At 49.2% G+C, this 25871-nt stretch carries 29 protein-coding genes; 7 read left to right on the top strand and 22 right to left on the bottom strand.

Annotated features, from left to right (window positions below):
- Nucleotides 1-48: 48 nt before the first annotated feature.
- The 5 genes from KWJ01_RS07470 to KWJ01_RS07450 all read right to left on the bottom strand — a co-directional run bounded on the left by KWJ01_RS07470 (nt 49) and on the right by KWJ01_RS07450 (nt 3978).
- On the bottom strand, nt 49-684 hold the full coding sequence (locus KWJ01_RS07470) for a hypothetical protein (protein WP_224995808.1): 636 nt from the start codon (nt 682-684) through the stop codon (nt 49-51).
- Complete coding sequence (locus KWJ01_RS07465) at nt 674-907, bottom strand: hypothetical protein (protein ID WP_224995807.1); 234 nt, start codon at nt 905-907, stop codon at nt 674-676. The genes KWJ01_RS07470 and KWJ01_RS07465 overlap by 11 nt, the downstream gene beginning before the upstream one ends.
- A gap of 44 nt (nt 908-951) precedes the next feature.
- A complete protein-coding gene (locus KWJ01_RS07460; protein WP_224995806.1) occupies nt 952-1956 on the bottom strand; it encodes a beta-ketoacyl-ACP synthase III in 1005 nt (334 codons plus the stop codon).
- Between the two features lie 176 nt (nt 1957-2132).
- Entirely contained in the window at nt 2133-2831 is a 699-nt protein-coding gene (locus KWJ01_RS07455) for an SOS response-associated peptidase (protein ID WP_224995805.1), read from the bottom strand.
- A 148-nt stretch (nt 2832-2979) separates the two neighbouring features.
- Nucleotides 2980-3978 carry a YheT family hydrolase gene (locus KWJ01_RS07450; protein WP_224995804.1) on the bottom strand — a complete coding sequence of 333 codons (999 nt, stop codon included), beginning with the start codon at nt 3976-3978 and terminating at the stop codon, nt 2980-2982.
- Nucleotides 3979-4174: 196 nt separating this feature from the next.
- On the opposite strand from KWJ01_RS07450, the gene KWJ01_RS07445 reads away from it, so the two are divergent.
- The gene (locus KWJ01_RS07445; RefSeq protein ID WP_224995803.1) at nt 4175-5896 is read left to right on the top strand and encodes a pyruvate dehydrogenase complex dihydrolipoamide acetyltransferase; all 1722 of its coding nucleotides are present in this window, start codon (nt 4175-4177) and stop codon (nt 5894-5896) included.
- Nucleotides 5897-6000: 104 nt separating this feature from the next.
- Nucleotides 6001-6549 (top strand): ATP-dependent protease subunit HslV, encoded by a 549-nt coding sequence (gene hslV, locus KWJ01_RS07440; protein WP_224995802.1) that lies wholly within the window; start codon nt 6001-6003, stop codon nt 6547-6549.
- 108 nt (nt 6550-6657) lie between these two features.
- Here the strand turns inward: hslV and KWJ01_RS07435 are convergent, their stop codons facing one another.
- From KWJ01_RS07435 to KWJ01_RS07395, 9 genes are all read right to left on the bottom strand, one after another.
- Nucleotides 6658-7467: a DUF5602 domain-containing protein gene (locus tag KWJ01_RS07435; RefSeq protein WP_224995801.1), complete on the bottom strand. Its 810-nt coding sequence runs from the start codon at nt 7465-7467 to the stop codon at nt 6658-6660.
- A 92-nt stretch (nt 7468-7559) separates the two neighbouring features.
- On the bottom strand, nt 7560-8654 hold the full coding sequence (locus KWJ01_RS07430) for an acetylserotonin O-methyltransferase (protein ID WP_224995800.1): 1095 nt from the start codon (nt 8652-8654) through the stop codon (nt 7560-7562).
- A gap of 12 nt (nt 8655-8666) precedes the next feature.
- The gene (locus KWJ01_RS07425) at nt 8667-9545 is read right to left on the bottom strand and encodes an SDR family oxidoreductase (protein WP_224995799.1); all 879 of its coding nucleotides are present in this window, start codon (nt 9543-9545) and stop codon (nt 8667-8669) included.
- A 129-nt stretch (nt 9546-9674) separates the two neighbouring features.
- Complete coding sequence (locus tag KWJ01_RS07420) at nt 9675-10991, bottom strand: GAF domain-containing sensor histidine kinase (RefSeq protein WP_224995798.1); 1317 nt, start codon at nt 10989-10991, stop codon at nt 9675-9677.
- 2 nt (nt 10992-10993) lie between these two features.
- Nucleotides 10994-11410, bottom strand: a complete 417-nt coding sequence (locus tag KWJ01_RS07415) for a pyridoxamine 5'-phosphate oxidase family protein (RefSeq protein ID WP_224995797.1) — start codon at nt 11408-11410, stop codon at nt 10994-10996.
- A gap of 10 nt (nt 11411-11420) precedes the next feature.
- Nucleotides 11421-11807, bottom strand: a complete 387-nt coding sequence (locus tag KWJ01_RS07410; RefSeq protein ID WP_224995796.1) for a hypothetical protein — start codon at nt 11805-11807, stop codon at nt 11421-11423.
- A 167-nt stretch (nt 11808-11974) separates the two neighbouring features.
- Entirely contained in the window at nt 11975-12409 is a 435-nt protein-coding gene (locus tag KWJ01_RS07405) for a hypothetical protein (protein ID WP_224995795.1), read from the bottom strand.
- The gene (locus KWJ01_RS07400; RefSeq protein ID WP_224995794.1) at nt 12402-12869 is read right to left on the bottom strand and encodes a hypothetical protein; all 468 of its coding nucleotides are present in this window, start codon (nt 12867-12869) and stop codon (nt 12402-12404) included. Before KWJ01_RS07400 ends, KWJ01_RS07405 begins: the two co-directional genes overlap by 8 nt.
- Nucleotides 12870-12880: 11 nt before the next feature.
- The gene (locus KWJ01_RS07395; RefSeq protein ID WP_224995793.1) at nt 12881-13615 is read right to left on the bottom strand and encodes a LytTR family DNA-binding domain-containing protein; all 735 of its coding nucleotides are present in this window, start codon (nt 13613-13615) and stop codon (nt 12881-12883) included.
- A 317-nt stretch (nt 13616-13932) separates the two neighbouring features.
- On the opposite strand from KWJ01_RS07395, the gene KWJ01_RS07390 reads away from it, so the two are divergent.
- The 3 genes from KWJ01_RS07390 (at nt 13933) to KWJ01_RS07380 (ending at nt 16972) form a co-directional block, all read left to right on the top strand.
- Nucleotides 13933-14526, top strand: a complete 594-nt coding sequence (locus KWJ01_RS07390; RefSeq protein WP_224995792.1) for a cytochrome c — start codon at nt 13933-13935, stop codon at nt 14524-14526.
- Between the two features lie 213 nt (nt 14527-14739).
- Nucleotides 14740-15471 (top strand): hypothetical protein, encoded by a 732-nt coding sequence (locus KWJ01_RS07385; protein WP_224995791.1) that lies wholly within the window; start codon nt 14740-14742, stop codon nt 15469-15471.
- Nucleotides 15472-15730: 259 nt separating this feature from the next.
- Nucleotides 15731-16972: an ABC transporter permease gene (locus tag KWJ01_RS07380; protein WP_224995790.1), complete on the top strand. Its 1242-nt coding sequence runs from the start codon at nt 15731-15733 to the stop codon at nt 16970-16972.
- Between the two features lie 209 nt (nt 16973-17181).
- On the opposite strand, the gene KWJ01_RS07375 is transcribed toward KWJ01_RS07380, so the two are convergent.
- Entirely contained in the window at nt 17182-17622 is a 441-nt protein-coding gene (locus tag KWJ01_RS07375) for a hypothetical protein (protein WP_224995789.1), read from the bottom strand.
- A gap of 136 nt (nt 17623-17758) precedes the next feature.
- Here KWJ01_RS07375 and KWJ01_RS07370 point away from each other — a divergent pair, with 136 nt between their 5' ends.
- Nucleotides 17759-17980 (top strand): DUF3820 family protein, encoded by a 222-nt coding sequence (locus KWJ01_RS07370; RefSeq protein WP_224995788.1) that lies wholly within the window; start codon nt 17759-17761, stop codon nt 17978-17980.
- An 80-nt stretch (nt 17981-18060) separates the two neighbouring features.
- Here the strand turns inward: KWJ01_RS07370 and KWJ01_RS07365 are convergent, their stop codons facing one another.
- Nucleotides 18061-19092, bottom strand: a complete 1032-nt coding sequence (locus KWJ01_RS07365; protein WP_224995787.1) for a TerC family protein — start codon at nt 19090-19092, stop codon at nt 18061-18063.
- Nucleotides 19093-19275: 183 nt separating this feature from the next.
- Nucleotides 19276-20010, bottom strand: coding sequence for a PAS domain S-box protein (locus KWJ01_RS07360; RefSeq protein ID WP_224995786.1), 735 nt, complete (start codon nt 20008-20010; stop codon nt 19276-19278).
- Between the two features lie 303 nt (nt 20011-20313).
- Here KWJ01_RS07360 and hrpB point away from each other — a divergent pair, with 303 nt between their 5' ends.
- Nucleotides 20314-22809: an ATP-dependent helicase HrpB gene (gene hrpB / locus KWJ01_RS07355; protein ID WP_224995785.1), complete on the top strand. Its 2496-nt coding sequence runs from the start codon at nt 20314-20316 to the stop codon at nt 22807-22809.
- Here the strand turns inward: hrpB and mnhG are convergent.
- Genes mnhG through KWJ01_RS07330 form a run of 5 tightly spaced genes read right to left on the bottom strand, consistent with a single transcriptional unit; the run spans nt 22806 to nt 25864 of the window.
- Nucleotides 22806-23198, bottom strand: a complete 393-nt coding sequence (gene mnhG / locus KWJ01_RS07350) for a monovalent cation/H(+) antiporter subunit G (RefSeq protein WP_224995784.1) — start codon at nt 23196-23198, stop codon at nt 22806-22808. The genes hrpB and mnhG overlap by 4 nt on opposite strands.
- A complete protein-coding gene (locus KWJ01_RS07345; RefSeq protein WP_224995783.1) occupies nt 23191-23469 on the bottom strand; it encodes a monovalent cation/H+ antiporter complex subunit F in 279 nt (92 codons plus the stop codon). Before KWJ01_RS07345 ends, mnhG begins: the two co-directional genes overlap by 8 nt.
- Entirely contained in the window at nt 23466-23960 is a 495-nt protein-coding gene (locus KWJ01_RS07340; protein ID WP_224995782.1) for a Na+/H+ antiporter subunit E, read from the bottom strand. The genes KWJ01_RS07345 and KWJ01_RS07340 overlap by 4 nt, the downstream gene beginning before the upstream one ends.
- A gap of 7 nt (nt 23961-23967) precedes the next feature.
- Entirely contained in the window at nt 23968-25518 is a 1551-nt protein-coding gene (locus KWJ01_RS07335; RefSeq protein WP_224995781.1) for a proton-conducting transporter membrane subunit, read from the bottom strand.
- Nucleotides 25487-25864 carry a Na+/H+ antiporter subunit C gene (locus KWJ01_RS07330; protein ID WP_224995780.1) on the bottom strand — a complete coding sequence of 126 codons (378 nt, stop codon included), beginning with the start codon at nt 25862-25864 and terminating at the stop codon, nt 25487-25489. The genes KWJ01_RS07335 and KWJ01_RS07330 overlap by 32 nt, the downstream gene beginning before the upstream one ends.
- Nucleotides 25865-25871: the final 7 nt, after the last annotated feature.

The raw sequence follows: 25871 nt of genomic DNA, 5'->3' as shown, positions 1-25871 counted from the left end.
TTCTTAAAGCTTTTACTCCTGATTTGTTGGTGTTGAGTTGTTGCTGTGCTAATTCAGCAGTCCGGAGAGTTTTTCCAGCGTTTCCAGGCTAAATCGGGGAAACTCCTGGTAGTGGTTAATTGGCAGGCGGCGGCTGATCTTGAAAAATGTGTTTTCTGCCAGTTTATGCAATTGCTGCTTTTGTTGCAGTTCCTGCAGGGGGCGATAGTTATCCGGGCGGTAGTGGTATTCCCAGGGGCTGCTGTTTACACATAGCCACCAGTCATCAGCCTTGTCGGAAAGCTGGCCCAGGTGCTGTAGTATAGTCTGCTGATACTCCTGCCAGTACCTGCCGCTAAGGTGCAGCGTGCAGCTGAACCCATGGCCCCACCAGAACATGCAGCGATAGGCAAAGGTAGCCTCCTGCTGAAAAATGCGCGGGTAGTCCAGCACCAGGTAGGGCAGGCCCTCATAATTTTCGCCCCGGCTTATTTTAGGCGGTGTTTCCCAGACAGCAGCCGGTAGTGCCAGCAAGTCTTTGCTTCGGAACAACTGCTTTTGCGTCTGCTCCAGCAGCAGGCGCAGGCTATCCTGTATCCTAAGCTTGGCGCTAAGAAAATCGGTATCCTGCAGATAGCGCAGCTCCTGCTCTCCAAGCTTAGGCGGGTGGCTCATGGCGCCAGCTTTATGTACACTACTTTTCAAGCTTATCGGGGCGCTGTATTACCTGTATCACCAGCTCGTGCACATCGCCATCGCCATCTTCCAGGTGCAGGGTAATCATGGGGTTGTCTATCTGGTAATTTTCTACAGAATCTATGATGCGTACATCTTCACCCAGATCTTCCTGGAGCTTTTTGGTGCACGACATAATGGCTTTTGCTAGCTTAACTTCAAAGATGCTTGGATTGTAGTTCTCGGTTTTCATATGCTCATATTCTGTAAAAGAAATCTGATTGCCGGGGTTTTTGTTTACAAACGAATGAGTGCCGATGCCCATGTAAAGCCACTGCCAAAGGCTGCCAGGCACAGCAACATATCAGGATGCAGCAGTCCTTCCTGTTTTGCCTCACTTAGTGCGATAGGTATAGAGGCTGCTGTGGTATTACCATAGCGCATAATGTTGTTGTAAACCTGGTTGTCGCGCAGCGAAAGTTGTTCTTTCAGGTAGTTGCTGATGCGCAGGTTTGCCTGGTGCGGAACCAGCAGACCTATATCTTCCTTAGAGCAGCCATTGGCATCCAGGGCCTCCATGATCACCTCGTGGAAGCGAACCACGGCATGTTTAAAAACAGCGTTACCATTCATGAAGGCACGTATGCTGCTGCCTTTCATAATTTCGGGATCCACACGCTCCTCGGGCCTGCGGCTGCTGCCGGGGTCTTTTACATAGAGCTCTTCTGCAAAGCGGCCGTCGGAGTGGAGGTGGGTACTTAAAATACCTTTTCCTTTTTCATTAGAAGCCTGCAATACCACCGCGCCGGCACCATCACCAAATATTACTGATATGTTACGGCCCCGGTCGTTCATTTCCATCAGGCTGCTCTGTATTTCGGCACCTACCACTAATATGGTTTTGTACATGCCAGTTTTAATGAACTGGTCGGCAATGGAAAGGGAGTAAATAAAGCCGCTGCAGGCATTACGTACATCTAGCGCTCCAATGCTCTCGAGACCAAGCTCACGCTGCAGTAAAACCCCGGAGCCCGGGAAAAAGTAATCAGGGGTAATGGTGGCCAGTATAATAAATTCTACATCCTGTGGTTGCAGCCCTGCCTGCTCCAACGCCATACGGCTGGCCTTCGCCGACATATTGGCAACGGTATCGGTTTCGGGATTAAAAAAACGGCGTTCTCTGATACCGGTGCGCTCCTGAATCCAGGCGTCGCTGGTATTCATTACTTTTTCTAGATCGGCATTGGTTACCACTTGTTCAGGTACATAGTGCCCAAAGCCGGATATAATGGAATGATACATGCTTAAAAGCTGGTTTGGCTGCTAATATTAACAAATTTTTAAGTGCCCTATGATAAAAGTCATCTTTTTACGAAAATGTTAAGCGCACAGGGAGTTTTGCTGCAGCATTGCATTAGTTTGCAAAGCCGCGGCAGGCCATTGTGTATTAGGTAGTAACAGGTATAAGACCCGAAAGATTAACCAAAGAGGGTATAGTTACCAAACTGGTCGGCGGCGGGTGCGGGCTGTATCAAAGCAGGTGTATCGAGGCTGGCATTGTTTACCTGCGAAGAAACTGTGTAGAAGCGGGTTTTGCTGGCTGAGTAAGGCTTCAGGAGCTCAGTAAGCTCTGCGGGCTCTGTATCAGGGCTAAGCCAGACTTTTTCAGATTGCTTGCTAAGAATAACCGGCATGCGGCTGTGCAGGGACTGCAGTGCATTGTTGGCCTCTGTGGTAACAATGGTAAAGGTGTGCACCATTTGCCCGTCTTCATCCTCATACTCTTCCCAGAGTCCGGCAAAGGCAAAGAGCTCTTCGTGCAAAAGTGTAATGCGGTAGGGCACCTTGCTTTTTTTGCCTACCACTTTCCATTCATAAAATCCATCGGCAGGAATAAGGCAGCGGCGGCGCTTTAAGGCATTGCGAAAAGAGGCTTTCTCCTCCAGTGTTTCGGCACGGGCGTTGATGAGCTTTAAGCTAACGGCTTTATCTTTACTCCAGGCCGGAATAAGACCCCAGTGAAACCAGGAGAGGCCTTCGGGCGATTCTGCAGTAATTACCGGCATGAGCTGGGTAGGAGCTGCATTAAAGCGGGTCTGGTAATTACTGCCTACCTCCACGCCAAAACGTTCCGAAATTTCTTTTGCTGGTTTTACCAAAGTATAGCGCCCGCACATATGCTTAAAAAAGATTAGGATAAAGCAAATGTAGGGAGTTTAAGTACTTAACGCAAAGAAATGTACGGCATAAGATATGCCGGGCTCGGGTAAACATAAGCCTGCCGCTTCCGGCACCCCGCTGGTTGTTGCCGGAGCTTAAAGATTGCTAATCAGTAGCTTGGGTAATGCTGCTGCCCCTGGCTTGCTGGCTGCCAAACACAAACTTAAGTGCCCGTAATTCTGAATAATTGAATTCGCCCGCCTGTGGAAAGCCTACGTGACCACCCTGTTCAGGAGCCTCAAATTTTACATAGGGGTGCCCCTTTAGCTTTTCTGCCGGGTAGCACTCTGCAGAAAGAAAGGGATCGTTCTTAGCATTGAGCACCAGGGTAGGAATGCTGATGTGCTCCACAAACCGGATAGAGCTGCAACGGGTATAGTAGTCTTCAGCACTTTTAAAGCCATGCAGGGGGGCGGTATAGCGGTCGTCGAATTCCCAGAGCGTGCGGATTTCCTCCAGTGGCTTTATATCCAGTGTGCCGGGCTGCAGTAGTGCCTTAGAGCGTATTTTGCGGCGAAGGTTTTTCAGGAATCGCAGTTCGTAAATGCGGTTTTCGCGCATACCAATTTTACGGCTGCTGGCGGCAAGATCTAGGGGTACTGAAAATACCACTGATTTTTGAATCTGCTCCGGCAGCCTGTTAGCCTGCTCCCCCAGGTATTTAAGGGTAAGGTTGCCGCCCAGGCTAAAGCCTGCAAGGATTAGTTGCTTATATGTTTTATGCTGCAGCACATGCTCCACTACCTGGGCAAGATCCTGGGTGGCGCCGCTATGGTAAAAGTGGGGAAGCTTGTTAGATTCGCCACTGCAGCCGCGGTAGTTCCAGGCCAGGGCGTGGCAACCCCGTAACAGAAATGCTTTGGCAAGTCCTTTTACATAAGAGCGCTGGCTGTCGCCCTCCAGGCCGTGGCTGATGATGATGAGGGTATCAGAGGCCGGGGCAGCATTCTGCTGCAGCGAGATCCAGTCAAGGTCCAGGAAATCGCCATCGGGGGTGCTGATGCGTTCCCGCTGGTAGCGCAGCCCGCCCACCTTACGAAAAAGTGAGGGAATTATCGTTTGCAAATGGCCATTGGGTAAGTACCAGGGTGCCTGATAAGTCATGCTATGAAAACGTTTGAAAGCAAACATACTACAATAAAACAGCTAAAAAAGCTCCTTTGGCGGCGACTTTGCAAAACAAAAGAAGTGCCGCGGTATTTACCTTTATGCAGGAGCCTTTTTGGCGAATAAGCAAAAAAGGGTTTATTTTACGCCACCATCACAATATGGCTACCTAATCATTTTTGTAAGTAATACTATGGCAGAAGTTATCCGCATGCCCAAGATGAGCGACACCATGGAAGAAGGGGTGATCGCATCATGGCAGGTAAAGGTAGGAGATAAAATAAAATCAGGAGATGTACTGGCAGAAGTAGAAACCGATAAGGCTACTATGGAGCTGGAATCGTATCAGGACGGTGTGCTCCTGCACATTGGTGTACAGGAAGGCGATGCTGTTCCTGTTAACGCCATCATCGCAGTAATCGGCGAAAAAGGTGAAGATATCAGCAACCTGCTGAAGCAGGAAGGAGCCGCCAATGGTGGCGGTGGCGCCGAAGGTAAAAAGGAAACAAAAGAAGAGCAGAAAGATGCTGCCCCACAGGCAAAGGCTGAAAAGAAAGCTGCCCCTGGCGGGTCGGCTCCTGCAGTTGATGTTTCCAAGATAAAGGCAACGGTAATCCGCATGCCTAAGATGAGTGATACCATGCAGGAAGGCGTTATTGCCGCCTGGCATAAAAAAGTGGGAGATAAAGTATCGAGCGGCGATCTGCTGGCAGAAGTGGAAACCGATAAGGCTACCATGGAGCTGGAGTCGTACGAAGATGGTACCCTGCTCCACATAGGCATTGAAGAAGGCAACAGTGTGCCGGTTGATGGTGTAATTGCCGTAATTGGCGAAAAAGGTGCCGATTATAAAGCACTGCTCCAGGCTGAAGAAGCCGGCAGTGACGGACAGGAAGATAGCGCCGGATCGGACGCCCCAACTACCTCACAGGCCCCTGCAGAAGCTGTAACACCAACCGGTGAGGGTGCTCAGCATACCGGCTCACAAAATGCTGTTTCTGCTGCCAGCGACGACAGCCGCATCAAAGCATCTCCGCTTGCCCGTAAAATGGCACAGGAGAAAGGCTATAACCTAAGCCAGATCAAAGGCACAGGTCCGGAAGGACGCATTGTTAAGAAAGACGTAGAAGAATTTAAGCCATCTGCAGCACCTGCCGCACAGCCACAGGCTGCACCCGGACAAAAAGCTGCAGGACAGCAGCCAAGCATTCAACTGCCACAGGTGGTGGGCGAGGAGCGTTACGAGGATCGCAAGATCTCCCAGATGCGCAAAACCATTGCCAAGCGTCTTGCCGAAAGCAAGTTCACAGCGCCGCATTTCTACCTCACTATGGAGATTGATATGGACAAGGCCATCAGCGCACGCGAAAGCCTGAACCAGATCTCCCCGGTGAAGATCTCATACAACGATATGGTGATCAAGGCAGCGGCCCTTGCCCTGCGCAAACATCCCGATGTAAATGTTAGCTGGCAGGGCGATACCATGCGCTTCAATCAGCATGTAAATATAGGTGTGGCGGTTGCAGTGCCGGAAGGTCTGCTGGTACCGGTAGTACGTTTTGCCGATACCAAAACCTTAAGCCATATTTCTGCAGAGGTAAAAGACCTAGGTGGCAAAGCCAAAAACAAACAGCTGCAGCCAAAAGACTGGGAGGGAAGCACCTTCACCATCTCTAACCTGGGTATGTTTGGTATCGATGAATTCACCGCCATCATCAACCCGCCGGATGCCTGCATCATGGCAGTGGGTGGCATTAAGCAAACACCAGTGGTGAAAGACGGGCAGATTGTGCCGGGCAACATCATGAAGGTAACGCTTAGCTGCGACCACCGGGCGGTAGACGGTGCCGTAGGCGCCGCCTTCCTGCAAACTTTCAAAGGTCTGCTGGAAGACCCGATCAGAATGCTAGTTTAACAGGCATGGGGTGTGAGGTATGAGGTATGAGGTTCTGGTATCGCAGGCGTTCATGGAAACCTCATACCTGATACCCCATACCTCATACCCAAAATTTTTTCAACATGACCAAGATTAGAAGCACTACCGTTTGTGCGGTAAAACATAATGGCAAGGTAGCCATTGGGGCCGATGGACAGGCCACAATGGGCAATACCGTAGCCAAAGGAAATGTAAAGAAAATCCGCAGCCTGCAGGGCGGGAAAGTGGTAGTTGGCTTTGCCGGCTCCACCGCCGATGCCTTTTCGCTGCTGGAGAAGTTCGATGAAAAGCTCAACAGCTATGGCGGCAACCTGAAACGTGCTGCTATTGAACTGGCCAAAGACTGGCGTACCGACCGCTACCTGCGCAAGCTGGAAGCCATGATGATTGCCTGCGATAAGGACGAGGTACTTATCATCAGCGGTACAGGAGATGTGCTGGAGCCTGAAAATGGCATTGCCACCATTGGTTCCGGAAGCATGTATGCCAATGCAGCGGCCATTGCCCTGAAAAAGCATGCACCTGAAAAACTCACGGCCCGCCAGATGGTGGAAGAAGCCCTGCATGTTGCAGCCGACATCTGTATCTACACCAACCATAACCTGGTGATAGAAGAGGTAAGCGAGGGGTAACCGGCATTATGCCGGAAGCGTAAAGCAACGGCAATCATATTTTTGATAGCATAAAGTATTAAGCCCCGCCTACAGCATTAGAGGCGGGGCTTTTTTATGGCTGCTCATTTATCGTTTTATAAGTCCCAGCAGATCTATGGCATGTTCTTTTCTCTTTTCATCATACCTGATGCTGTAGCTGGTGGGGTAGTACTTGCCAGATTGCTGGTAAGCAGCAGGCTGCTGGAGTTCAAAGTTTTTGTTTGGCTTTGAGAGAAGGTAGTCAAGGGTAATCATAGGCTCCAGGAAAATCACCTTTTTGTTGTAAGAACCCCAGAGGAAGGTTTGGGTAAAGTCTGCTCCGTTCAGCTCTGGTGAGGCAGGGTCTACCCAATGTTTGCCCATCATAGGTATGGATCCTGGCAAAGCAATGTAAGAAGCAGGCATGTATTGCGGATCAGGTAAGTTCTCTGCCAGGGGATCGTTAAATCCAATAGATGCCCTTTCATCCTGTGAGATGGTGTAAAAATGCATATCAAAGTGTGGATGGGTGTAGATATGATCAGGTTCATGACCATGGGGGTTCCAGTCCAGCGTAAAATGATCAAAAGGAGTAAGGCGTGCCTTTTTTGGCAGCTGCAGTACATACTCAGTCATTTCATGCGGTAAATTGGTAACTGCTTTATCAGACAGGACCACACCGATAGATAGTGGTTCTCCGTTTTTGCTGATCTCTGCCCTTACCCGGGCTACCCCTCCGCCTACTGGTACAGCAGGGCCGTAATAAGTAGTTGATTTAGTATGAGGATCATAAACACTGTGCTCGTGGGGCATCGAGGGGTCAACTGGTTCGTTTTGCTCACAACTGCTGGCAAGCAGCAGAAACAGACTTGCTAATAAACAGGTAGTAAAGAAAGAAAGATGATTTGCGGTTTTCATGATTGAGAAAAATAATTCAGAATGAAGAAAAGTTAAACTAATGGAATGATGGGCTTTACAAAGTTTAGCCGTCTGACTGCTTAACACTACACCTACTTATAAGCAATTGCAGCGCTGGCAGGGCCTGCTAAGGGAAGCAGCAGGGTAGAACTAAAACCGGCTTCCCTGGCCAGTACATCAAAATCATGCATGCTGAAATCATATCCTGCTTCTGTTTCAATCAGCATGTTCAGCGACATCATCAGACCAAAGGCATTATGCCTTCTGTCGTTGTCTATGATGTTTTCGATCACAATCAGTGCACCACCCTTAGGTAAGGCCTCCCATGCTTTCCTGATCAGCATTTTCTTTACATCGGTGCCCCAGTCGTGCAAAATGTTTCCCATGGTAATGATGTCAGCAGCGGGAAAGTTATCTTCAAAGAAGTTGAGTGATGCTGTGCGGATCTGCTGGCTGAGACCCGACTGCTGAATAAAACGTTCGGCAACAGGAGCTACGGGTGGCAGGTCGGCGCTGATGCAATGCAGGTGCGGATGTTGGCGGGCTACACTAACCGATAGCAGGCCGTTAGCGCCACCAATATCACAGAGGCTGTTGTATGGTGCGAAATCAAACCTGTTGGCCAGGGCAACAAAATTACAGGCCTGTGCACCCGCCATCCCGTTCAGGAATAGCTCCAGTGACTGCGGTTGGGCATAAATAGCCTCAAAAATAGGTCTGTCGGTTGTTTTAGCTTCGTTCTGAGGCTTACCGGTTTTCAGGCCTTCTTCAAGATTGCCCCAAAACGGATATAGCCTGTCGTTGGCCATTTCCAAAATGCCGCCCACATAGCTGGGATAGGTCTTATTCAGAAATAAGCTGGTTTCAAGGGTGTTGCAGTAAACTGCATCTTCTTTGATACCTTTTCTCTCCAGAAAACCCAGGGCAACGAGTGCATCCAGAAAGTCGTACAAGCTGCGGGGATGCAGGTTTAGCTTAGTGCCTATTTCTGCTCCCGATAGGGTACCCTCTCCAAGCAGGGTGAACAGCTCTAATTTAATGGCAGTTAAAAGTGTTTTAGAGGCCCAGAAGGCCATACCGGTTTCCAGGATTTTCGCCGGCGTGACAAAGTTTTCCACTTCTCTGCTGTCTGGTGCAGTTGAGCGTTCGTTTTCTATTTTTGTGCTTTGTTCAATTAAAAATTCCATGATGATCCAGTATCAAATAAGTGTGGGAACAGGTTGAAAAAATGAGAGATGTTCTTCGAGGAAGGAGGCATAGCTTCTTGGAGCCCTGCCAAGTACCGTACTCAGGGTTTTAAGATCTTCTGCAGAGGCAGTTAATCCTTTTTCCTGGAACAGGCGATACATAATCGTCCAGTCGTCTACGAGCCAGTCTGGTAAAAACTGTCTGCTTTGGGCTGCCCAGGATACCAGGTCGTTGCCGGCATAGCTGATGGGGCGTTGCAGCATTTCACTTAGCATTTGAGCGGTTTCTGGTCCGTTCAATACATCAGGACCTGCCAGCGGGATGGATAGGCCATCAAGTTCGGAAGAGATCAGAGCCTTTACGGCTACTGCTGCAATATCGCGTACATCCACACGGCTAAGGCCTATATTGCCGATGGGTTGTGGGTAAATGCCATGCTGCAGAATAGTGTCCTTAAACCAGAAGTCGTTCTGATAAAAGTTATTAGGGCAAACAAAGGTGTATGTTAGTCCGGATTCCTGTATTGCCTCTTCCACCAGCACTTTTGTGGCTACGTGTGGAATTTCCATGAATTCGTGTGCCCTGTGAATGCTTTGGTATACCATTTTGCGTATGCCGGCCTGTTTGGCGGCAGCAATGGCATTTTTTGCCTGCTCAATTTCGGTAAGGCTATGCATGTTCAGCATAAATACCTTGTCTGTGCCTTCAAAAGCAGTGGAGAGGCTTGCCGGTTGGTTAAGATCACCTATTACCGCTTCTACGCCCTGTGGCAGGGCTGCTGCCTTACTTAAGGAGGTGGTGAGCACTCGCACCTGCTGCTGATGCCTAAGCAGCCCTTTTACCACTTCGCTGCCTACTGTGCCGGTACCACCAATCACTAATGTTTTCATGTGCTATGTGTTTCGGTTTAACATAGCGTAAAATTATAGCTGCGCCATTCGTGCTTTTTGAGAAAAGCACGAATGGCTACTTAAAAGGAGTGAATGGCAGTGGTTCTGGCGTAAAAGAAATTTTACGCCTTAGAGGGCTGGAAACAGCAGTTCTATGGTGGTACCTTGTTGGGGCAGGCTAGAAACCTTAATGCTGCCGTTGTTCAGGCGAATGAACTCACGCACCAGGATCATGCCCAGCCCTACACCTTTTTCCTTGGCGGTTCCCTTAGTGCTTTTGCCTTCCCTAAGGCAGAACAGGTACTTTAGTTTTTCGGGCTCCATACCAACACCATTGTCACTGATGGTGATATGGGTATGATCTCCCTGCTGCTGTGCCCTTATTTCAACTTTACCGCCCTGTGGGGTAAACTTAACAGAATTGCACAGCAGGTTTCGCAAGATTGTTAAGGCCGCGTTTCTGTCAGCCATCAGCAGAAGGTCTTCGGGGCAGGTAAAGCAGATGCTGATGTTTTTTGACCAGATCATTTCCTGGTACATTTCAAGCACCTCTTCTATTAATTCCTGTACGGGCAGTGCTTCAATCTTCAGCTGCAGGTCGCCGGTCTGGGTAATCGACCAGTTCAGCAGGTTGTCGAGCATATAGCTGATGTTGTTGGCAGCCCGTGAAATCCGGCAGCCCAGGTTATTAAGCTGCAGAAGATCGCCCTTTTCCTGGTAGTAGCGTATCAGGTCCGTTACGTTTTGAAGGGCGGCAGCCGGGCTGCGCAAATCGTGGCCTATAATAGAAAAGAGGCGGTCTTTGCTGGCATTCAGCTGTTCCAGTTCCTGCTTTTTTGCCTCCAGGGCGGCAGTCCGTTCCTGTACTTTCTGCTCCAGTTGCTCCAGAATAATGGCATTCTGTATAGAAATAGCCAATAGCTGGGAGAGCGTCATCAGGAAGTCCTCATCCTCCCGGCTGAAAAAGTTTACATCTGTACTTTCTGCTGAAAGAACCGCGACCAGCTCATCGTTGGCCAGCAGGGGTATGGCCACCTGGCTTTCTACCTGTTTCAGGGCAGGCAGGGAGTAAACTTTTACGCCTGCTTGTGTTGCGGCGGAGGCCTGCAGGTAGTGGCGCTGCCGGGAAATATTCGTCATTCTTAGCTTACGCTTGCGCAGGGCTACCACGCCTATTACGCCTTCGCCCATTTTTACCTGTGTGCCCAGGCCATGGTCATCGAAGCCACGGCTGGCAAAAACCCGCAGGTATTCGTGCTCCTGGTCAGGTAGTAAAAGCATGCTGTGCTTAAGCCCAAAGCTCTGGTCCAGCATCTCCAGGATGTTATCCAGCTTTTCCTTTAGGGTAGACAAGTGGCTGAGTTCAACAGAAAGCCTCCGGATGATATCATTCTTCTTCTTTTCCTGTTCCAGCTCTTTGGCCAGGGGATTTTGCAGGGTTTCCATGCTTAAGCTTGTTTGCCTCCCTCAAACACCTCTTCAATAGAAAGTATCTTGCAGATAATGGCTGAGTAGAGACTAAAGGAAATATTATCGGGGGTGGAAAGGGCCATCAGCTGCATTTCCATTTCCTCGAAAATAGGGCCTTCCTTTTGCTCTTCCACATACTGCAGCTTCAGCTTCCACATCCTCATTGTATCCGGACTTGTTACGAACGCCAGGCAGGTAGAATTTGCCAGTAGATTACGCCTGGTTTTATTCATAAACTGGTAGGAGATGGCTACGTGCTGCTCATCTACATAAAAAAGGCGCGACATAAAAGTAATGTTAGGTATTCCCTCAGGATCGCATGTGCCCACAACAAAGGGAATAACACCATCCAGAGCGCTACGTAAGGCAGACGAAATGTACTGGTTTGCTGACATGCCTTGTTTGTTAACTGATTTTATTACCGGTACCTACCTTAGGGGTCTGATCGTATACTTCTTCGGATTTCATCCGAATGGCAAGGCTGGGCTCCTGGTAGTAATCTGCAAAGAAAAGCCCCGACTTAACACCAATATCCAGCATGCTTCTGCTAAAACCATAGAAGTAGTTTTTCTGATACTCCGCTTCTTCAGGTGTAGAGGGTCTGAAACCAAGGTATATGCCTTTCACCTGATAAGCCTCATAGGAGAACACCGATGCACAGAGAACACTTATTTTCCGGTTTTCAGCTACATTCTTAAAAAAGGTGCGGGCGTATTGCTCCGGGACCAGTAAGTCCAGGTGTAGACGATCTTCAGCCACCACTATCCCGGAAAGCCGCAGGATATCAGCCATACAATCTGCTGAACTACTCCCTAACCAGATGGAAGAATAGCTGGCATGTAACAGGCTAATTTGATGATCTTTCAAAAGCATCGCTTATTTTCTTTTTCTAATTTACAGGTGTCAGTCTGCTGCCGTCATAGCATCCGTTTACAGGCTTCTTGTGCATTTAGTTAAGTTTATGGCATTTCACTGCCTTCAAATACATTTTCTATAGAAAGCACCCTGCAGATCACGGCCGAACGGAGGCTGAAATTAATATTTTCCGGTGTGGAAAGGGCCATCAGCTGCATTTCCATTTCCTCGAAAATAGGCCCTTCCTTTTGCTCTTCCACATACTGCAGCTTCAGCTTCCACATGGCCATAGTGTCGGGGTTCGTTACCAGGGTCGTGAATATGGGATTGATGTTCAGGTTGCGCCATGTTTTATTCATGAACTGGTAGGAAATGGCTACGTGCTGCTCATCTACATAGAAGAACTGCGACATAAAAGTGATGTTAGGGGTGCCATCGGCCGCGCAGGTGCCGGCTACCAAAGGAATTATCCCATCGAATGCTCGCTGAAGCGACTGCGAGCCTAAGCCTTCTTCTGATATTTTAGATAGATTAACCAATTTTTTTTCCTGTTCCGGTTTTTGGTGTTTGCTCGTATATTTCTTCCGCTCTCATGCGTATGGCAATACCAGGCTCCCGGTAATATTTTACAAAAGCAAGACCGTTTTTCATACCAAGATTTACCCTATGCTGGCCAAAGCCTTCTACATACGCTTTCTGAAGGTTTATTTCTGCTGCCGTACATGGGCGGGTTCCTAAATATGTTCCTTTAATCTGGTAGGTTTCCAGGGTGTAGACAGATGTAAAGAGGCAGCTTAGCTTTACATTCTCCTGAATGTTTTTAACAAATGTTTGGGTATACAGCTCCGGAACAAACAAATCGATGTGCACGCGGTCTTCGTTAACCAGAACGCCAGATAACTTTATAATATCGGTGAGGGAGTTAGCACCACTATATCCTACATAAGTAGAGGTGTAGTGGGCTTGTAAAAGGTCTGTCTGGTGATCAGTTAATAACATATCAGGAGAAGCTATATTGTGGTAAGGTGGGCGTACAAAGCAGCTTTGAACGACTTGCTGACCGGCACCTGCTTGCCGGCAACCTCAATACTGTTCTGCTGGGGGCGTATTTTTTCCACCGCATCCAGGTTCACCAGGTAGGAGCGGTGCACCTGGAGGAACAGCTCCTGTGGCAACAGCTGAATGAGGTTTTTCAGCTGATTATTCAGTAAGTGCTTTTTATCACGGGTATAGAGGTAGCAGTATTTATCATAGGCCTCTACCAGGGCAATGTCCTGTAGCTGCAGTTTTACAAGGCTGTTGCCTTCTTTCACAAAAACTGCCTTCAGGGGTGTTGGTTGCGCCGTCCGGCTGTGGGGTTGGTTTGCCTCTTTTTGCTTTTTGAAAACAGCCAGTTCAATGGCAGCCTGTAGATGTTCCGGATCATAAGGCTTGATGATGTAAGCCTCTGGCATTGTTTCCTTTGCTTTCTTAAAAATGGCTTCCTCCTTATGAGAGGTTACATAAATAACAGGTATATCAGCAGACTCGTTGATTTTTTTCACCAGGTCAATACCGGTTTCTTCTACGCCAAGGTCTATGTCCATCAGCAACACATCTGGCTGGGTAGCCTTCAGCTGGCGAAGCAGCTCTGCAGGTGTATCAACAATATCAATCAGTTCATACCCAAGCCGGTCCATAACCATCCGCAGGGTGTCGGCATGCAGGGCATCATCTTCAGCAGCCAGTATTCTGATTTTTGCCATTGCAGTATAAAGAAGTATTATTCTTAGTTCGAATATACCTTTTTTTTAAAAATACTTCTATATTAAGCTATCAATGTAGAACATTTTGTTTGCAGCCTCCCTGCCGGCAGATGGTACTGCAACCTGTTTTTTTACAGTACCCTAAGGTGCTGTTACAGTTGCTGGCCTGCGGGTTGTTCACTCCCTGTTTGTTGCCGTTCACTCCTTTATTAGAAGCATTCACTCCTTTTGCCTGCTGCCTGTCAGGGTGCCTACTACCTTTGCGTCAACATCAATTTGAACATACTATACTCTTAACTTTTTAGTCAGCATAAGCCATGAAGAAGCTTTTCACATCCAGTTTAGTGCTATTGGCAGCAGCAGGCATGCTGCAGGTTGCCTGTTCATCAACTCCTGACCCCGGTGAAACTAAGGCAGCATCGGTAGGGTACAGCCAGGAACAAATTCTGCGGGGAGAGTACCTGGTGAACGTTAGCGGCTGTCACGATTGCCATTCTCCGAAGGTTTTTGGACCTAACGGACCTGAGCCTGATCCGGAGCGACTGCTTTCAGGGCATCCGGCCGATATGCCACTGGAGGAAGTAGATGTAACAAAAGTGGGGCAGTGGGTGCTGTTTAATGGCCACCTGACTGCGGCGGTAGGCCCCTGGGGTGCTTCCTTTTCTGCTAACCTCACTTCTGATCCTACAGGCGTTGGTAACTGGACGGAAGAGCAGTTCTTTACGGCTATTCGCAAAGGCAAGTACAAAGGAATAGAGGGTGGGCGTAACCTGATGCCACCCATGCCCTGGCCACAGGTTGCCAAAATGACGGATGAGGACCTCCGGGCAGTGTTTGCCTACCTCAAAACGGTAAAACCTATTAAAAATGTGCCGCCAGCTCCCATACCCATGGAGGCTTTAACAAACTAATAAAAGAATATGTAGTTAGATTGATTGCACCTGTGCGGGTACAGGATAAAGGGCTGGTTTTTACACCGGCCTTTTTTGCTTCGCAGCTGTCTGGTTCCCTGCCACTCGCCGCTCTGCCCCGGGTACTCGTACATAACTCAGCTGCACCTGTAGTCATGAACATCTGCTGCTGTTTCCTGCTTAACTTTTAAGCAAATCAATAAAAGCAAGAAGATGACATTGACTCAAAGCCTTCGGTTCTGCCTTAAATTGCTGCCGTGCTTTTTCCTGCTGGCCGGCTGTAAGAGTTTCAGTGAAAATGCCAAATATGAACTGAATAATGGCTACTACAAAGCACGCGAGGAGGAGGGCGATGATCACAGGGTTTATGTGTATACAAACGAAGATACCCTGGTGGCTTATCGGCTTGTGCAGCAGGAGGGGAATAGGCTTATAGATACCACCGGCAGGGCTGCATTGGTGTTTCCTGCAACAAACAGAGGAGCTATACCCACAACCTATACCCTGCACGAATACTCTTTTGACCTCGATGTACTGGCCATCCCTATGAAATACAGGCCGGAAACAGCAGGCGTGCCCAGACAGCTGAATACCCAGTTCAATGGCGCCATTTATGCCGGTTACCGAACCGACCGCTATAGGATATCTTACGAGCCTACACCTCTGGGAATTGCCGATCGTGAAATTAACCATTATGGGTATAGTGTTGGTTATTTTACCGGCATAGGAGTAGAGCCCATTAACCCCTGGGTAACCCATGATCTATACGCGGGTGAGTACGATGGCATAGCCTGGATGAATGGTGTGGCTGTGATGATTGGAATCAATAGTTTTACTTTTGGTTTAGGGGTTGGGATCGATCAGCTGCTGGATGCTAACCGAAACATCTGGATCTACCAGGGCAAACCCTGGCTGGGGCTTACCCTTGGCCTGAATCTCAATTAGCGCAAGATCCTGGATAGTGGGCTTTTCTGCTACAGACAGCTGCTTCGCAGCTGATGGGATAAGCAGGAACAACTGCAGGCATGTGTAGCCGCCTGTTGTAAGCCCTGCAGGCTGCTGCTAAAGAAACCTTCTACTCCTGCCTGGTATGTCAAAACCGCCTGCAGCCCTTTTAGCAATACCTGCAACCGCTGGTATAAAGTAGGTTGAAAGGGAGTAAGAACTTGTGTTAATTTCTGTTAGTACCTTCGGCCCTCCCTTTATGCTAAGAATGATTGGTGTTTCTTTTGTGCTGGCCCTCCAGAATATACGGGCTAATTTTTTACATACCATTCTTTCAGTGCTGGGCATTGTAATAGGAGTGGCGGCCCTGGTGGCTATACTTTCTTTTATCGATGGTATAGAAAAATATGCCAGAGATCAGATTTCCAGTACCAGTAGCCTGCATTCCATCATGATCCAGACCAGCACCACCAGAACAGTAGACGGTGTACGCATGGATAAGGAGGCCTGGGGATATTTTACCCTGGATCGGCTGGAAAGCATGGAAAAGAGCCTTAGCCACAAAGCCAGGGGCTACCTGATCAAAAATAAGCCGCAGCTCATTCAATTGCCTCACAGTACCAATGCCGATAGCACCACTTCATTGGGTATTGTGTTAACAGGCACTGTGGCTGCTGTAGCTCCAAAAGTAGAGTTACTGGCAGGACGTTTATTCAGGCAGGAGGAAGTTCAGCAAGCTGGCAGGATGGTTGTGCTTACAGATATGCTGGCCCGTAAACTAACGGGAACCGATAAGCCAGGAGATGCCATAGGCCGTAGTATTGCATTGCTGGGGCATGATTTTAAGGTTATTGGCGTGGTGAAGGGCGATGCAAAGGGTACTGCACAGGCCATAGTGCCTATAACATTTTTGAGTGATGATGAATTACGGGAGGAGCCTGCTGTTGTTATGGTAGAGGCAGAAGATGTTGAAAAGGTTAACCTGCTAAAGGAGGAGATAGAGGCCTGGTTAAAAGCCAACCTGGCTAAGCAGGACGATGATTTCAGGGTAATCACCAATGAATTCAGGCTGGCACAGTTGGAGCAGGGCTTTGTGATTTTTAAGCTGGTGATGGGCCTGATCACAGGCATTGCAGTGCTGGTGGGTGGCATAGGTATTATGAACGTTTTGTTGATTTCTGTAACAGAACGCACGGTTGAGATAGGCATTAGAAAAGCAACAGGAGCTAAAAAACGTGATATTGTGCTGCAATTTCTTTCGGAATCAGTAACAGTTTCCAGCTTTGGCAGCCTGCTGGGGCTTCTGTTGGGCGTATTGGGAGCTATGGCTGCCGTACCTGTCATTCAGCACCTGTCCAAAGCACCCTTTGAGGCCGCTTTTACCCTTAGTACCATGCTGCTGGTGGCTGTGCTGGCGGTAGTATTGGGTGTTGTTTTTGGAACGTACCCGGCCCTAAGGGCAGCCCGCCTGGATCCTGTAGAGGCCATCAGGCGGGAGTAAGGCCAGCGCTGAGCCTGCTTCTGCTTATTCCATTACAATAGTTGCGCTGCAGGCATTGGTTTAGGGGGCATACAAACAGAAACAGCCCTGCTAACTGGCAGGGCTGTTCTTCACAATATTTATTTTTAGGCACCGGCAGGCTTATGCATGGCTGAGCGCACGTGCTTCACATGATCGTTCTAATACAGTGCGTCCTGTAGTTGCAGGGCTTAACAATCAGCAGGGCTTACCTGTATGCTGTTGATTTCGCCTTCCTGTAACCAGAAATTTACGCCTAACTCATCAATTGCAATAAGCTCCATATCCGGATCTTCGTCTGTAGAAACATCTTCCACATAAGGATCGGTATAGCCCTTTTTTTTCAGGTAAATAAGCAGCTCATCTTTGGTGCTTCCTACCCTTACAGCATTTTCCAGCACAAACTCATCGCTGTCAACTTCAATGTCGCTAAGGGAGAAGTCATCTTCAGAATCAAAGCTCAGATATAGGCCCAGGTCATAGTACATTAAATGAAGACTGGTAGACCCGTCTTCATGCTCCATGGTATCCATCTCGTCAGGCTGGCCAAGTATCTGTTTTACATCATCTTCCGACTGGCCAAATTCTAGTTTACCGATTCCTTTCTCTAAATAAATATTCTTGTCTCTCATGGTGAATGGAAATGAAACAAATCACTCAAATATATAAGCTTCAGCATTAATCGTTTCCAGATCAGGAAAAATTTTTACAAATAAATGAGTTTTTCTAAAAGAGGCTCACTTTAAATCCCTGTTTCTATATTTGCAGATGCAACCTTCTGAACATACCATTCTACTGGAGCTGGTAAAAGCTCAAATGCCTTTTGGTAAATACAAAGGCCGGAAAATTGTAGATCTGCCCGAGGATTACCTGCTCTGGTTTAAGCAGAAGGGTTTTCCGCCCGGTAAGCTGGGCGAGCAGCTGGCCCTTGCCTATGAGATCAGGTCCAATGGACTGGAGTATCTGCTAAAGCCCTTAAAAAGGTTTTAAACCAGCGCATCTTCTCTGCAGCGCGTGATTACTCATGCGCTATAGAGAAGATGCCTTAGCTTTAAGATCTTTAACAGCTTTTAAACTGTTTCTTCTATCTCTTTATTTTGCGCTGTTACTACTGCCTGTGCAGTTGTTTCGTCGCCAGCAGCCCCGGCAACGGCCTTGTTAGATCTGTTAGCAACCATAGAGGCTACCACACCTGCCACCAGCATACCAATAATAATGGACAGCGATGCATAAGTTGGGAACTTATAGTGGTTAGCCAGCATCATTTTAACACCTACAAACCCAAGGATAAACACCAGGCTGTATTTTATATAGCCAAAACGATCCAGGAAGTTAGCCAGGAAGAAGTAAAGCGTACGAAGACCCAGAATGGCAAACACATTGGAGGTAAACACCAGGAAGGGGTCTGTTGTAACAGCAAAGATTGCCGGAATAGAGTCTATGGCAAAGAAAATATCGGTAAACTCTACCACCACCAGTGCCACAAAAAGCACGGTAGCAGTTTTAATGCCGTTAACGCTGATGAAAAACTTTGAACCTTCGTATTGCCAGTCAACCGGGTATAATTTGGTAACCAGCTTAAGGATCGGGTTTTTGCTGAAGTCAGTTTCTTCTTCATCTACAGACAGCATACGCACTGCAGAGTAAATCAGCAGGGCTCCAAAGAGATAGGTAGTCCAGTGGAATGCTTCAATCACTGCAGTACCCACCAGTATCATCACCGCCCTGAAAACCATGGCTCCAATAATACCCCAGAACAACACCTCGTGCTGGTAGCGGGGCGCTATCTTAAAATAGGCAAACACCATGGCTATCACAAAGATGTTATCCAGGCTTAGCGATTTCTCAATCAGGTAGCCGGTATAATAGTTAATGGTTGCTTCTGAACCACTAAGTCCCCTTGTGTTAACACCAAGCCAGTTGGTTTCATAAGCGTAGTACACAAAGCCGCCAAAAAGCACAGCCAGGCCAACCCAGACCATAGTCCAGTAGAATGCATCTTTGTAGCTGATTTTTTGAGGGTTCTTGTGAAATACTCCTAAATCAAGCGCCAGCAGGCCAAGAATCAAAGCAATAAAGATTGCCCAAATAACTAGTTCCATCTATTTGAGGTAAAAGTCAAAGATAGATAAAAGTGAAAGGCACGAACCCTACTTGTAAGAAAAAAGGCAATAGCGCAAAAAACAGGGCTATTTGCAGGGTTTAGCTGGTGTTTATCAAAGGGTTCTGCTAATTTCTCTTTATCAGATTCCCACATGCTGCCACATAGGGCGGGTATTGCTAAGCTATTGGGGTGATTGTTGGTTTTCTACCTCCAGCTCGTAAGTTTTTTCTACTATCTGATGTATGGTTTGATCTAATTCTTTGCATACCACATCCAGCTTTTCAATCACAATACCGTTCATTTCATTAGCCGGATTACGCTTATCGAATAAGTTGATGAGACCCAGGATGCTGGCAACGGGCCTGCGCACATTATGCGACTGCATATGGGCAATTTCCCGCAGTTTATCGTTCTGCGCAAGGATACGTTTCTCTGCTACCAGCTTATCGTTAATATCGAGGGCAAGCACCAGGCGGGCTCTTTTACCATTGAAATGGGTTCTGTGGCTGAAAATACTCACAAAGAAAACTTCTCCGTTCTTGCGCATATGCAGCCAGGTGCCGCTGTTAGAGTAGGTGGGAGACTCCTGTCTGACATTATTCAGTAGCTTTTCGTGTTCGCTGCCGGGGCGCAGCTGTAAAAGTGTCATATTAAGAAATTCTTCCTGGGTATAACCATAGACCTGCAGTGCAGCCTGGTTTACGGCCAGTACTTTAAGTGTTTCAAGTTCATACACCCACATGGGGTTCGGGTTTTCTTCAAACAGACGCTTGTACTGGTTTTTGTTTTCTATAAGGCTTTTATTAGACTGTAAAATAATCAGGTAGAGCAGGAAGGAAGAAGCCGAGATCAGAAAGACTCCCCTGCTCACCTCGGCAGCAAAAGGTGTGGAGTGTTCGCCCACAATCCTGGCCATATAGCTGCTTAACACAAGCAGAACAATGCCTAAGATAAAATATAGTGAAGAGTATTTTAAAGCAGTCTGCCTCATAAAAAGCCTGAAAAAAGAATGCTGCAATAACCCGATCTTTCATTGCTAACTGAAAGATTCGCTAATCCCTGAACATGTAATTAGGCCCAAAATACTATAAGCAACTTATAGATTGAAAGCTAAAGTCCATAAATTGATTTTTTTCTTTGTTGAATACACTGCAATAACCAATATTTTTACACTAATTTTTTGCCTTTTTGAACGGTTTAGCCATACAACAGTCTAGCCATGATCGAAAGTGAACTTCCCATACAAGCTGTACTTCCTGACTTGAAAAAAAAACTGCAGGACCAGTTAACACTTATTCTGGAGGCACCTCCAGGGGCAGGCAAAAGTACGGTACTACCACTGCAGCTACTGCAGGAAAGCTGGCTGGCGGGAAAAAAGGTGTTGATGCTGGAGCCACGCCGGCTGGCAGCCAGGGCTGTGGCACACCGCATGGCCTGGCTGCTGGGAGAAAAAGTGGGGCAGACGGTTGGCTACCGGGTGCGCTTCGAAAACAAAGTAAGTAAAGATACCCGGCTGGAAGTGCTCACGGAGGGAATACTCACCCGCATGCTGGGGCAGGATAATACACTGGAGGGTGTGGGACTGGTGATCTTCGATGAATTTCATGAACGCAGCCTGCATGCCGACCTTGCTCTGGCCCTTTGCCGGGAGGTGCAGGCCGTGCTGCGCGATGACCTGCGCCTGCTCATCATGTCGGCTACGCTGGATGGCAATGCACTTTCCAGCATGCTGGGCAATGCGCCTGTACTCAAAAGCCAGGGCCGCCAGTACCCAATAAGTCTGCAGTACCTGCCACAGGAGCAGCGGGGGGTGCCCGGTGGAGAAGCAATAGCCCAACAGGTAACCAAGGCAGTACGAAAAGCGCTTGCAGAAGAAGAGGGAGATGTGCTGGTGTTTCTGCCAGGCCTGGGTGAGATCCGCAGGGTAGAGGAACGCCTGCAGGAAGCGCAGCCGGAGCTAAGCCTGCACCCCTTGTATGGCGATCTGCCACAGGCAGAGCAGCAGGCAGCCTTGTTGCCCCATCCGCATGGAAAGAGAAAAGTAGTGCTGGCTACCTCAATAGCCGAAACCAGCTTAACGATAGAGGGCATCAGGGTAGTAGTAGATTCAGGCTATTCGCGTGTGCCCAGGTTTGAGCCACGTAGCGGCTTAACCCGCCTGGAAACAGAAGCTGTAACCCGTGCCACCGCCGATCAGCGGGCGGGACGTGCCGGCCGCCTGGGGCCCGGTGTTGCCTATAGGCTCTGGAGCGAAGGCATGCACCAGCACCTGCTAGCCCAGCGCCAGCCCGAAATCATGGAGGCAGACCTGGCCCCAATGGTGCTGGAACTGGCAGGCTGGGGTATTGCAGATCTACGCTCCCTGAACTGGGTAACACCACCAACGGCAGGTGCGGTAGCGGCTGCGTTGGAGCTGCTGCATCAGCTTGGTGCCCTGGAGAACGGCCGCATTACCGATAAAGGCCGGGAAATGCTGAAGCTGCCCACCCACCCACGGCTGGCCCACCTGCTGCTGGAAGGTAAAGAAGCAAATATGGCTGCACTGGCGGCAGATGTAGCCGCCCTGCTGGAGGAGCGCGACCCACTGCAAAAAGAGGCAGGGGCCGATCTTAGCCTGCGGGTAGAGGCCCTGCGCCGGGCACGCAGCTCCAGGCGGGGCCACGCTGCAGAGCGCGGGGGCTTTATGCGCATAGAGCTGCTGGTATCGAACTGGTGCAGGCTCTTTAGCATAGCCCCGGGCACTGAGCCAGTAGCCGACCAGGAGGTAGGTAAACTTATTGCAGCTGCCTATCCCGAAAGAATCGCCAGGCGCGATAGCGGCAACCGCTACAGGCTGGCCAACGGACGTGCAGCACGGCTTCCGGAGGCCGATCCGCTGGGGCATGAGGAGTGGCTGGCCATTGCGCACATGGATGCAGGAAAAGGAGAGGGAAAGATATTCCTGGCAGCGCCCCTGAACCCGAAAGATTTACGTGCCCTGGCAAAAGAGCAGGAGGTGGTGGCTTGGGACACCGGCAGGGGTGAGCTGGTAGCCAACAAGGAATTGCGGATAGGAGATGTGCTGCTGGAGAGCAAGCCCCTGGGTGCCATACCGGAAGAAGAAAGGCTGAGGCTGCTGTGCGGGGCTGTAAAAGCCGATGGTGAAAACCTGCTCTCCTGGACAGAAGATGTAAAGCAGTGGCAGGCCAGGGTATTGAGCCTGCGCCACTGGCGCCCCGGTGAGGCGTGGCCGGATGTAAGCACGCCTGCCCTGCTGCAGGAGCCTGAACAATGGCTGGCACCCTACCTGGCAGCGGTACGCCGCCAGGACGATTTCAGACGGCTGGATTTGTTACAGATCCTGCAGTCGTCGCTCTCCTGGGAGCTGCAGCAGCGGCTTGCCCAGCTGGCACCCCTGAGCCTGGAGGTGCCAACCGGATCGAACATACGCCTGGAGTACAGGGCAGATGGGAGCCCGCCGATCCTGGCTGTTCGCTTGCAGGAGATGTTTGGCCTGCTGGAAACACCTGTGGTCAATGAAGGGCGCACCAGGGTGTTGCTTCACCTGCTTTCACCCGGCTATCGTCCGGTTCAGGTAACACAGGATCTGCACAGCTTCTGGGAGAATACCTATGCTGCCGTACGCAAAGATTTGCGCGGCCGCTACCCCAAACACCACTGGCCCGAAGACCCCTGGACTGCAGAAGCCGTAAGAGGGGTGAAGAGGAAGCATTAATCCTTTACCTCCTCTTCGCTGTTTTTGCCCAGGTACTTTTTTAGGTACTCACGGAATGCTTCCAGCCGGGTTTCCTTCCAGAATGGTACGTTGTTGTACATGGCGGTGCGTGCAATCACATGGGCTGCTACGGGTGCTGTTATAAAGGTAAAGGTGATGATGACGATCACCTTTAGCAACATATCAGCCTGGTTAAAATAGATGGCCATACCCAGGAGTATGAGGCCAACGCCCAGGGTAGCTCCTTTGGTAATGGCCGACATGCGGATGTAAAAATCCGGGAAACGCAGCAGGCCAATGGTAGCGATCAGCATGAAAAGGGTGCCCAGCAGTATAAAGCAGGAACTCACAATTTCGCGCAGCAATAAGTAGTCTGGTTCGCTAGTCATTTTTGTGGGTTCTTTTCATGAGAAAATAGGCAAAGGAGATGGAGCTCAGAAAGCCAAAGAGCGAGAGGATAATGGCAACATCAATAAAGTCTTCGTTCCCGGTTAACTCTGTGTAGATGGCAATGATGCCAATCATGTTGGCTACAAAAAGATCGAAGGCCGTAATGCGGTCGGGCAGGCTGGGGCCAATGGCAAAACGAATGCTGGCCATAACCAGGCAAACACTAAGGCCAGTTAAGGCTATCAAAAGGCTTATGTGAAAAATACTCATGTTGTCAGTTCTAATAATCTTCGTTCAAATCCCCATTTCAGCTTTTGCACAATTTCTTCTGCACCGCCCTCCTCGAGGTAAAGCACATGCACCCAAAGAATCTTTTTATCGTCGCTTACATCCAGGCTAAGGGTTCCGGGTGTAAGGGTAATCATGGCAGCCAGCAGAGTAATTTCCACATCGGTTCTGGCAGAAAGCGGTAGGGCTACTACGGTAGGCTGCATGCGGTAGCGCGGCGTTATGATTTCGTAGGCAATCTTGATGTTGGCAACAAACATCTCTTTCAGGAAAAAGAAGAGAAAGGCCATTGCCTTGGGTAGCTTACGGAAATAGGATGGGTGATAGAACACAGCACTTAGCCAGAGCAAGAGTATAAAAACCAGGAAAACAAGCAGCGCGGTGGCAGCATTGTAGGGCAGCAGACTGCTGTAATCAAAAAACAGGTAGGAGAGTGCAATGGCAATGACAATATGGATGCTAAAGGTTTTCATACTATCCTTACTTGCTTAGTACTACATGAATGTACAGCTCGTGGTTCAGCAACTGCTCGGCAGCTCTGCCGGAAAGGCTGATCAGCTGCTCAGCATAGAGGCCAATGTACAGGATCAGCAGCGTGAGGAAGATCACAGGCACATACATCAGCCTGCGGGTTGTTCTGGCAGCTGCACTTTCCGGCTCCATTTCATGAGTTGTGTTTTCTACCCCGGCTTCAGCAGGCTTTTTCTTCCAGAACACCTCGTTCCAGATCTTGGTCATGGAGAAGATGGTAAAAAGGCTTACGGCCAGTGAGGTGGCTACAATGGTATAATCCTGGGCATCAAAGCCTGCCTTTGCCAGCATAAATTTGCCCCAGAAGCCGGAAAATGGAGGGATACCAGCCAGCGAGAAAGCCGACAACACAAAGAGCAGGGCCAGCACGGGTTGCAGCAGGTAAACGCCCCCCAGCTTTTTGAGGCCGAAGCTGCCATGCCGCTGTGCCACCACACCACTTATCAGGAAGAGGTTTGTTTTTACCAGGATGTTGTGGATGATAAAGAAAATGCTGCCAGCCAGTGCCAGGGGCGTATAGATGGCAAGCCCCATCACCATATAGCCAATCTGGCTCACGATATGAAAGGAGAGAATTTTCCTGAAATCTTTCTGGGCAGCAGCTCCTAACACCCCAATCACCATGGTAAAACCGGCAATAAGCATGATCAGGGGCAGGCTAAGTTCAAGGTTTATGGCAAATATGAGCGTAAAGGTGCGTACCAGTGCATATACCCCTACCTTGGTAATGAGCCCGCCAATAAAAGCCGAAATGGCTATAGGTGGGGTATGGTAGGAGGCAGGCAGCCAGAAAAACAGGGGAAATACTGCTGATTTGATGCCAAAGGCCAGCAGAAAGAACATGCCTGCCATGCTAACCAAACTGGTATCTGTTTCGGGCATGCGCACCAGGCTGGCCAGTTCGGCCATGTTTAGGGAGCCTAAGGTGCCATACACCACGCCAATGCCCATCAGCAGAATGCTGGAGGCAATTATGTTGATAGTTACATACTTGATGGCTCCCTCCAGCTGTGCCTTGGTACCTCCCAGAGAAATCAGAACAAAACAGCAGATCAGCAGCAGCTCAAACCACACAAAGAGGTTAAACAGGTCGCCGGTGAGGCAGGCGCCACCAATGCCCAGCTGCAGCAGGAGCACCAGCGGATAGTACCCAAATCTTTGGCGGGCGCCATCGAGCCCCTGCAGGGAATACACAATCAGGGCAAGGCCAATGATCGAGGAGGAGAGCACCATCAGGCAGCTGAAAAGATCGGCAACCAGGGTGATGCCAAAAGGTGCCGGCCAGCTGCCGATCTGGGTTTTGATAATGCCCGCGCTGTTTACATGCAGCAGCAGGTACAGGCTGGCCGAAACCAGCCCCAGCTGTGCCAGCAGGCTTACTATTTTTTGTGCCCGCGGCCTGAACCAGAAAAACAGGCACAGAATAGCCCCGTAAAGGGGAAGGAGCAGGGGTAATATGAGCAGCAGCTTATTCAAATTCTGGCTTTTCAGGCGTTTCAATCTTTTCGGTGGTGTCCAGGTCGTCCAGATCGGTGGTGCCAAACGACTGGTGCACCCGCCTGATCAGCACAATGGCAAAGGCCTGTATGCCAAACCCGATTACAATGGCTGTTAGCAGCAGGGCCTGGGGAACAGGGTCGGCAAAGGGTTCCAGGGCCACTTCGCTGGTTTCAGCAATAATAGGACTGCCCCCGCGCGTAAGGCGGCCAATTACAAAAATGAACAGGTTGGTAGCCAGTCCAAAGAGCATAAGGCCCAGGATAAGCTTAAAAAAATGGCGGTGAAGGATAAAGTACAGCCCCACCGAAAAAAGAATGCCAACCACAAAACAGAGTAAAACTTCCATATACTGT

The organism is Cesiribacter sp. SM1 (assembly GCF_020178975.1).
Classification (GTDB): domain Bacteria; phylum Bacteroidota; class Bacteroidia; order Cytophagales; family Cyclobacteriaceae; genus Cesiribacter.
This window is presented reverse-complemented; position numbering and strand designations above follow the sequence as displayed.

Coding starts and splice junctions, on each gene's coding strand:
- KWJ01_RS07465 (WP_224995807.1), bottom strand. CDS start 907: ATGAAAACCGAGAACTACAATCCAAGCATCTTTGAAGTTAAGCTAGCA.
- KWJ01_RS07460 (WP_224995806.1), bottom strand. CDS start 1,956: ATGTATCATTCCATTATATCCGGCTTTGGGCACTATGTACCTGAACAA.
- KWJ01_RS07455 (WP_224995805.1), bottom strand. CDS start 2,831: ATGTGCGGGCGCTATACTTTGGTAAAACCAGCAAAAGAAATTTCGGAA.
- KWJ01_RS07450 (WP_224995804.1), bottom strand. CDS start 3,978: ATGACTTATCAGGCACCCTGGTACTTACCCAATGGCCATTTGCAAACG.
- KWJ01_RS07445 (WP_224995803.1), top strand. CDS start 4,175: ATGGCAGAAGTTATCCGCATGCCCAAGATGAGCGACACCATGGAAGAA.
- hslV (WP_224995802.1), top strand. CDS start 6,001: ATGACCAAGATTAGAAGCACTACCGTTTGTGCGGTAAAACATAATGGC.
- KWJ01_RS07435 (WP_224995801.1), bottom strand. CDS start 7,467: ATGAAAACCGCAAATCATCTTTCTTTCTTTACTACCTGTTTATTAGCA.
- KWJ01_RS07430 (WP_224995800.1), bottom strand. CDS start 8,654: ATGGAATTTTTAATTGAACAAAGCACAAAAATAGAAAACGAACGCTCA.
- KWJ01_RS07425 (WP_224995799.1), bottom strand. CDS start 9,545: ATGAAAACATTAGTGATTGGTGGTACCGGCACAGTAGGCAGCGAAGTG.
- KWJ01_RS07420 (WP_224995798.1), bottom strand. CDS start 10,991: ATGGAAACCCTGCAAAATCCCCTGGCCAAAGAGCTGGAACAGGAAAAG.
- KWJ01_RS07415 (WP_224995797.1), bottom strand. CDS start 11,410: ATGTCAGCAAACCAGTACATTTCGTCTGCCTTACGTAGCGCTCTGGAT.
- KWJ01_RS07410 (WP_224995796.1), bottom strand. CDS start 11,807: ATGGCTGATATCCTGCGGCTTTCCGGGATAGTGGTGGCTGAAGATCGT.
- KWJ01_RS07400 (WP_224995794.1), bottom strand. CDS start 12,869: ATGTTATTAACTGATCACCAGACAGACCTTTTACAAGCCCACTACACC.
- KWJ01_RS07395 (WP_224995793.1), bottom strand. CDS start 13,615: ATGGCAAAAATCAGAATACTGGCTGCTGAAGATGATGCCCTGCATGCC.
- KWJ01_RS07390 (WP_224995792.1), top strand. CDS start 13,933: ATGAAGAAGCTTTTCACATCCAGTTTAGTGCTATTGGCAGCAGCAGGC.
- KWJ01_RS07385 (WP_224995791.1), top strand. CDS start 14,740: ATGACATTGACTCAAAGCCTTCGGTTCTGCCTTAAATTGCTGCCGTGC.
- KWJ01_RS07380 (WP_224995790.1), top strand. CDS start 15,731: ATGCTAAGAATGATTGGTGTTTCTTTTGTGCTGGCCCTCCAGAATATA.
- KWJ01_RS07375 (WP_224995789.1), bottom strand. CDS start 17,622: ATGAGAGACAAGAATATTTATTTAGAGAAAGGAATCGGTAAACTAGAA.
- KWJ01_RS07370 (WP_224995788.1), top strand. CDS start 17,759: ATGCAACCTTCTGAACATACCATTCTACTGGAGCTGGTAAAAGCTCAA.
- KWJ01_RS07365 (WP_224995787.1), bottom strand. CDS start 19,092: ATGGAACTAGTTATTTGGGCAATCTTTATTGCTTTGATTCTTGGCCTG.
- KWJ01_RS07360 (WP_224995786.1), bottom strand. CDS start 20,010: ATGGCCAGGATTGTGGGCGAACACTCCACACCTTTTGCTGCCGAGGTG.
- hrpB (WP_224995785.1), top strand. CDS start 20,314: ATGATCGAAAGTGAACTTCCCATACAAGCTGTACTTCCTGACTTGAAA.
- mnhG (WP_224995784.1), bottom strand. CDS start 23,198: ATGACTAGCGAACCAGACTACTTATTGCTGCGCGAAATTGTGAGTTCC.
- KWJ01_RS07345 (WP_224995783.1), bottom strand. CDS start 23,469: ATGAGTATTTTTCACATAAGCCTTTTGATAGCCTTAACTGGCCTTAGT.
- KWJ01_RS07340 (WP_224995782.1), bottom strand. CDS start 23,960: ATGAAAACCTTTAGCATCCATATTGTCATTGCCATTGCACTCTCCTAC.
- KWJ01_RS07330 (WP_224995780.1), bottom strand. CDS start 25,864: ATGGAAGTTTTACTCTGTTTTGTGGTTGGCATTCTTTTTTCGGTGGGG.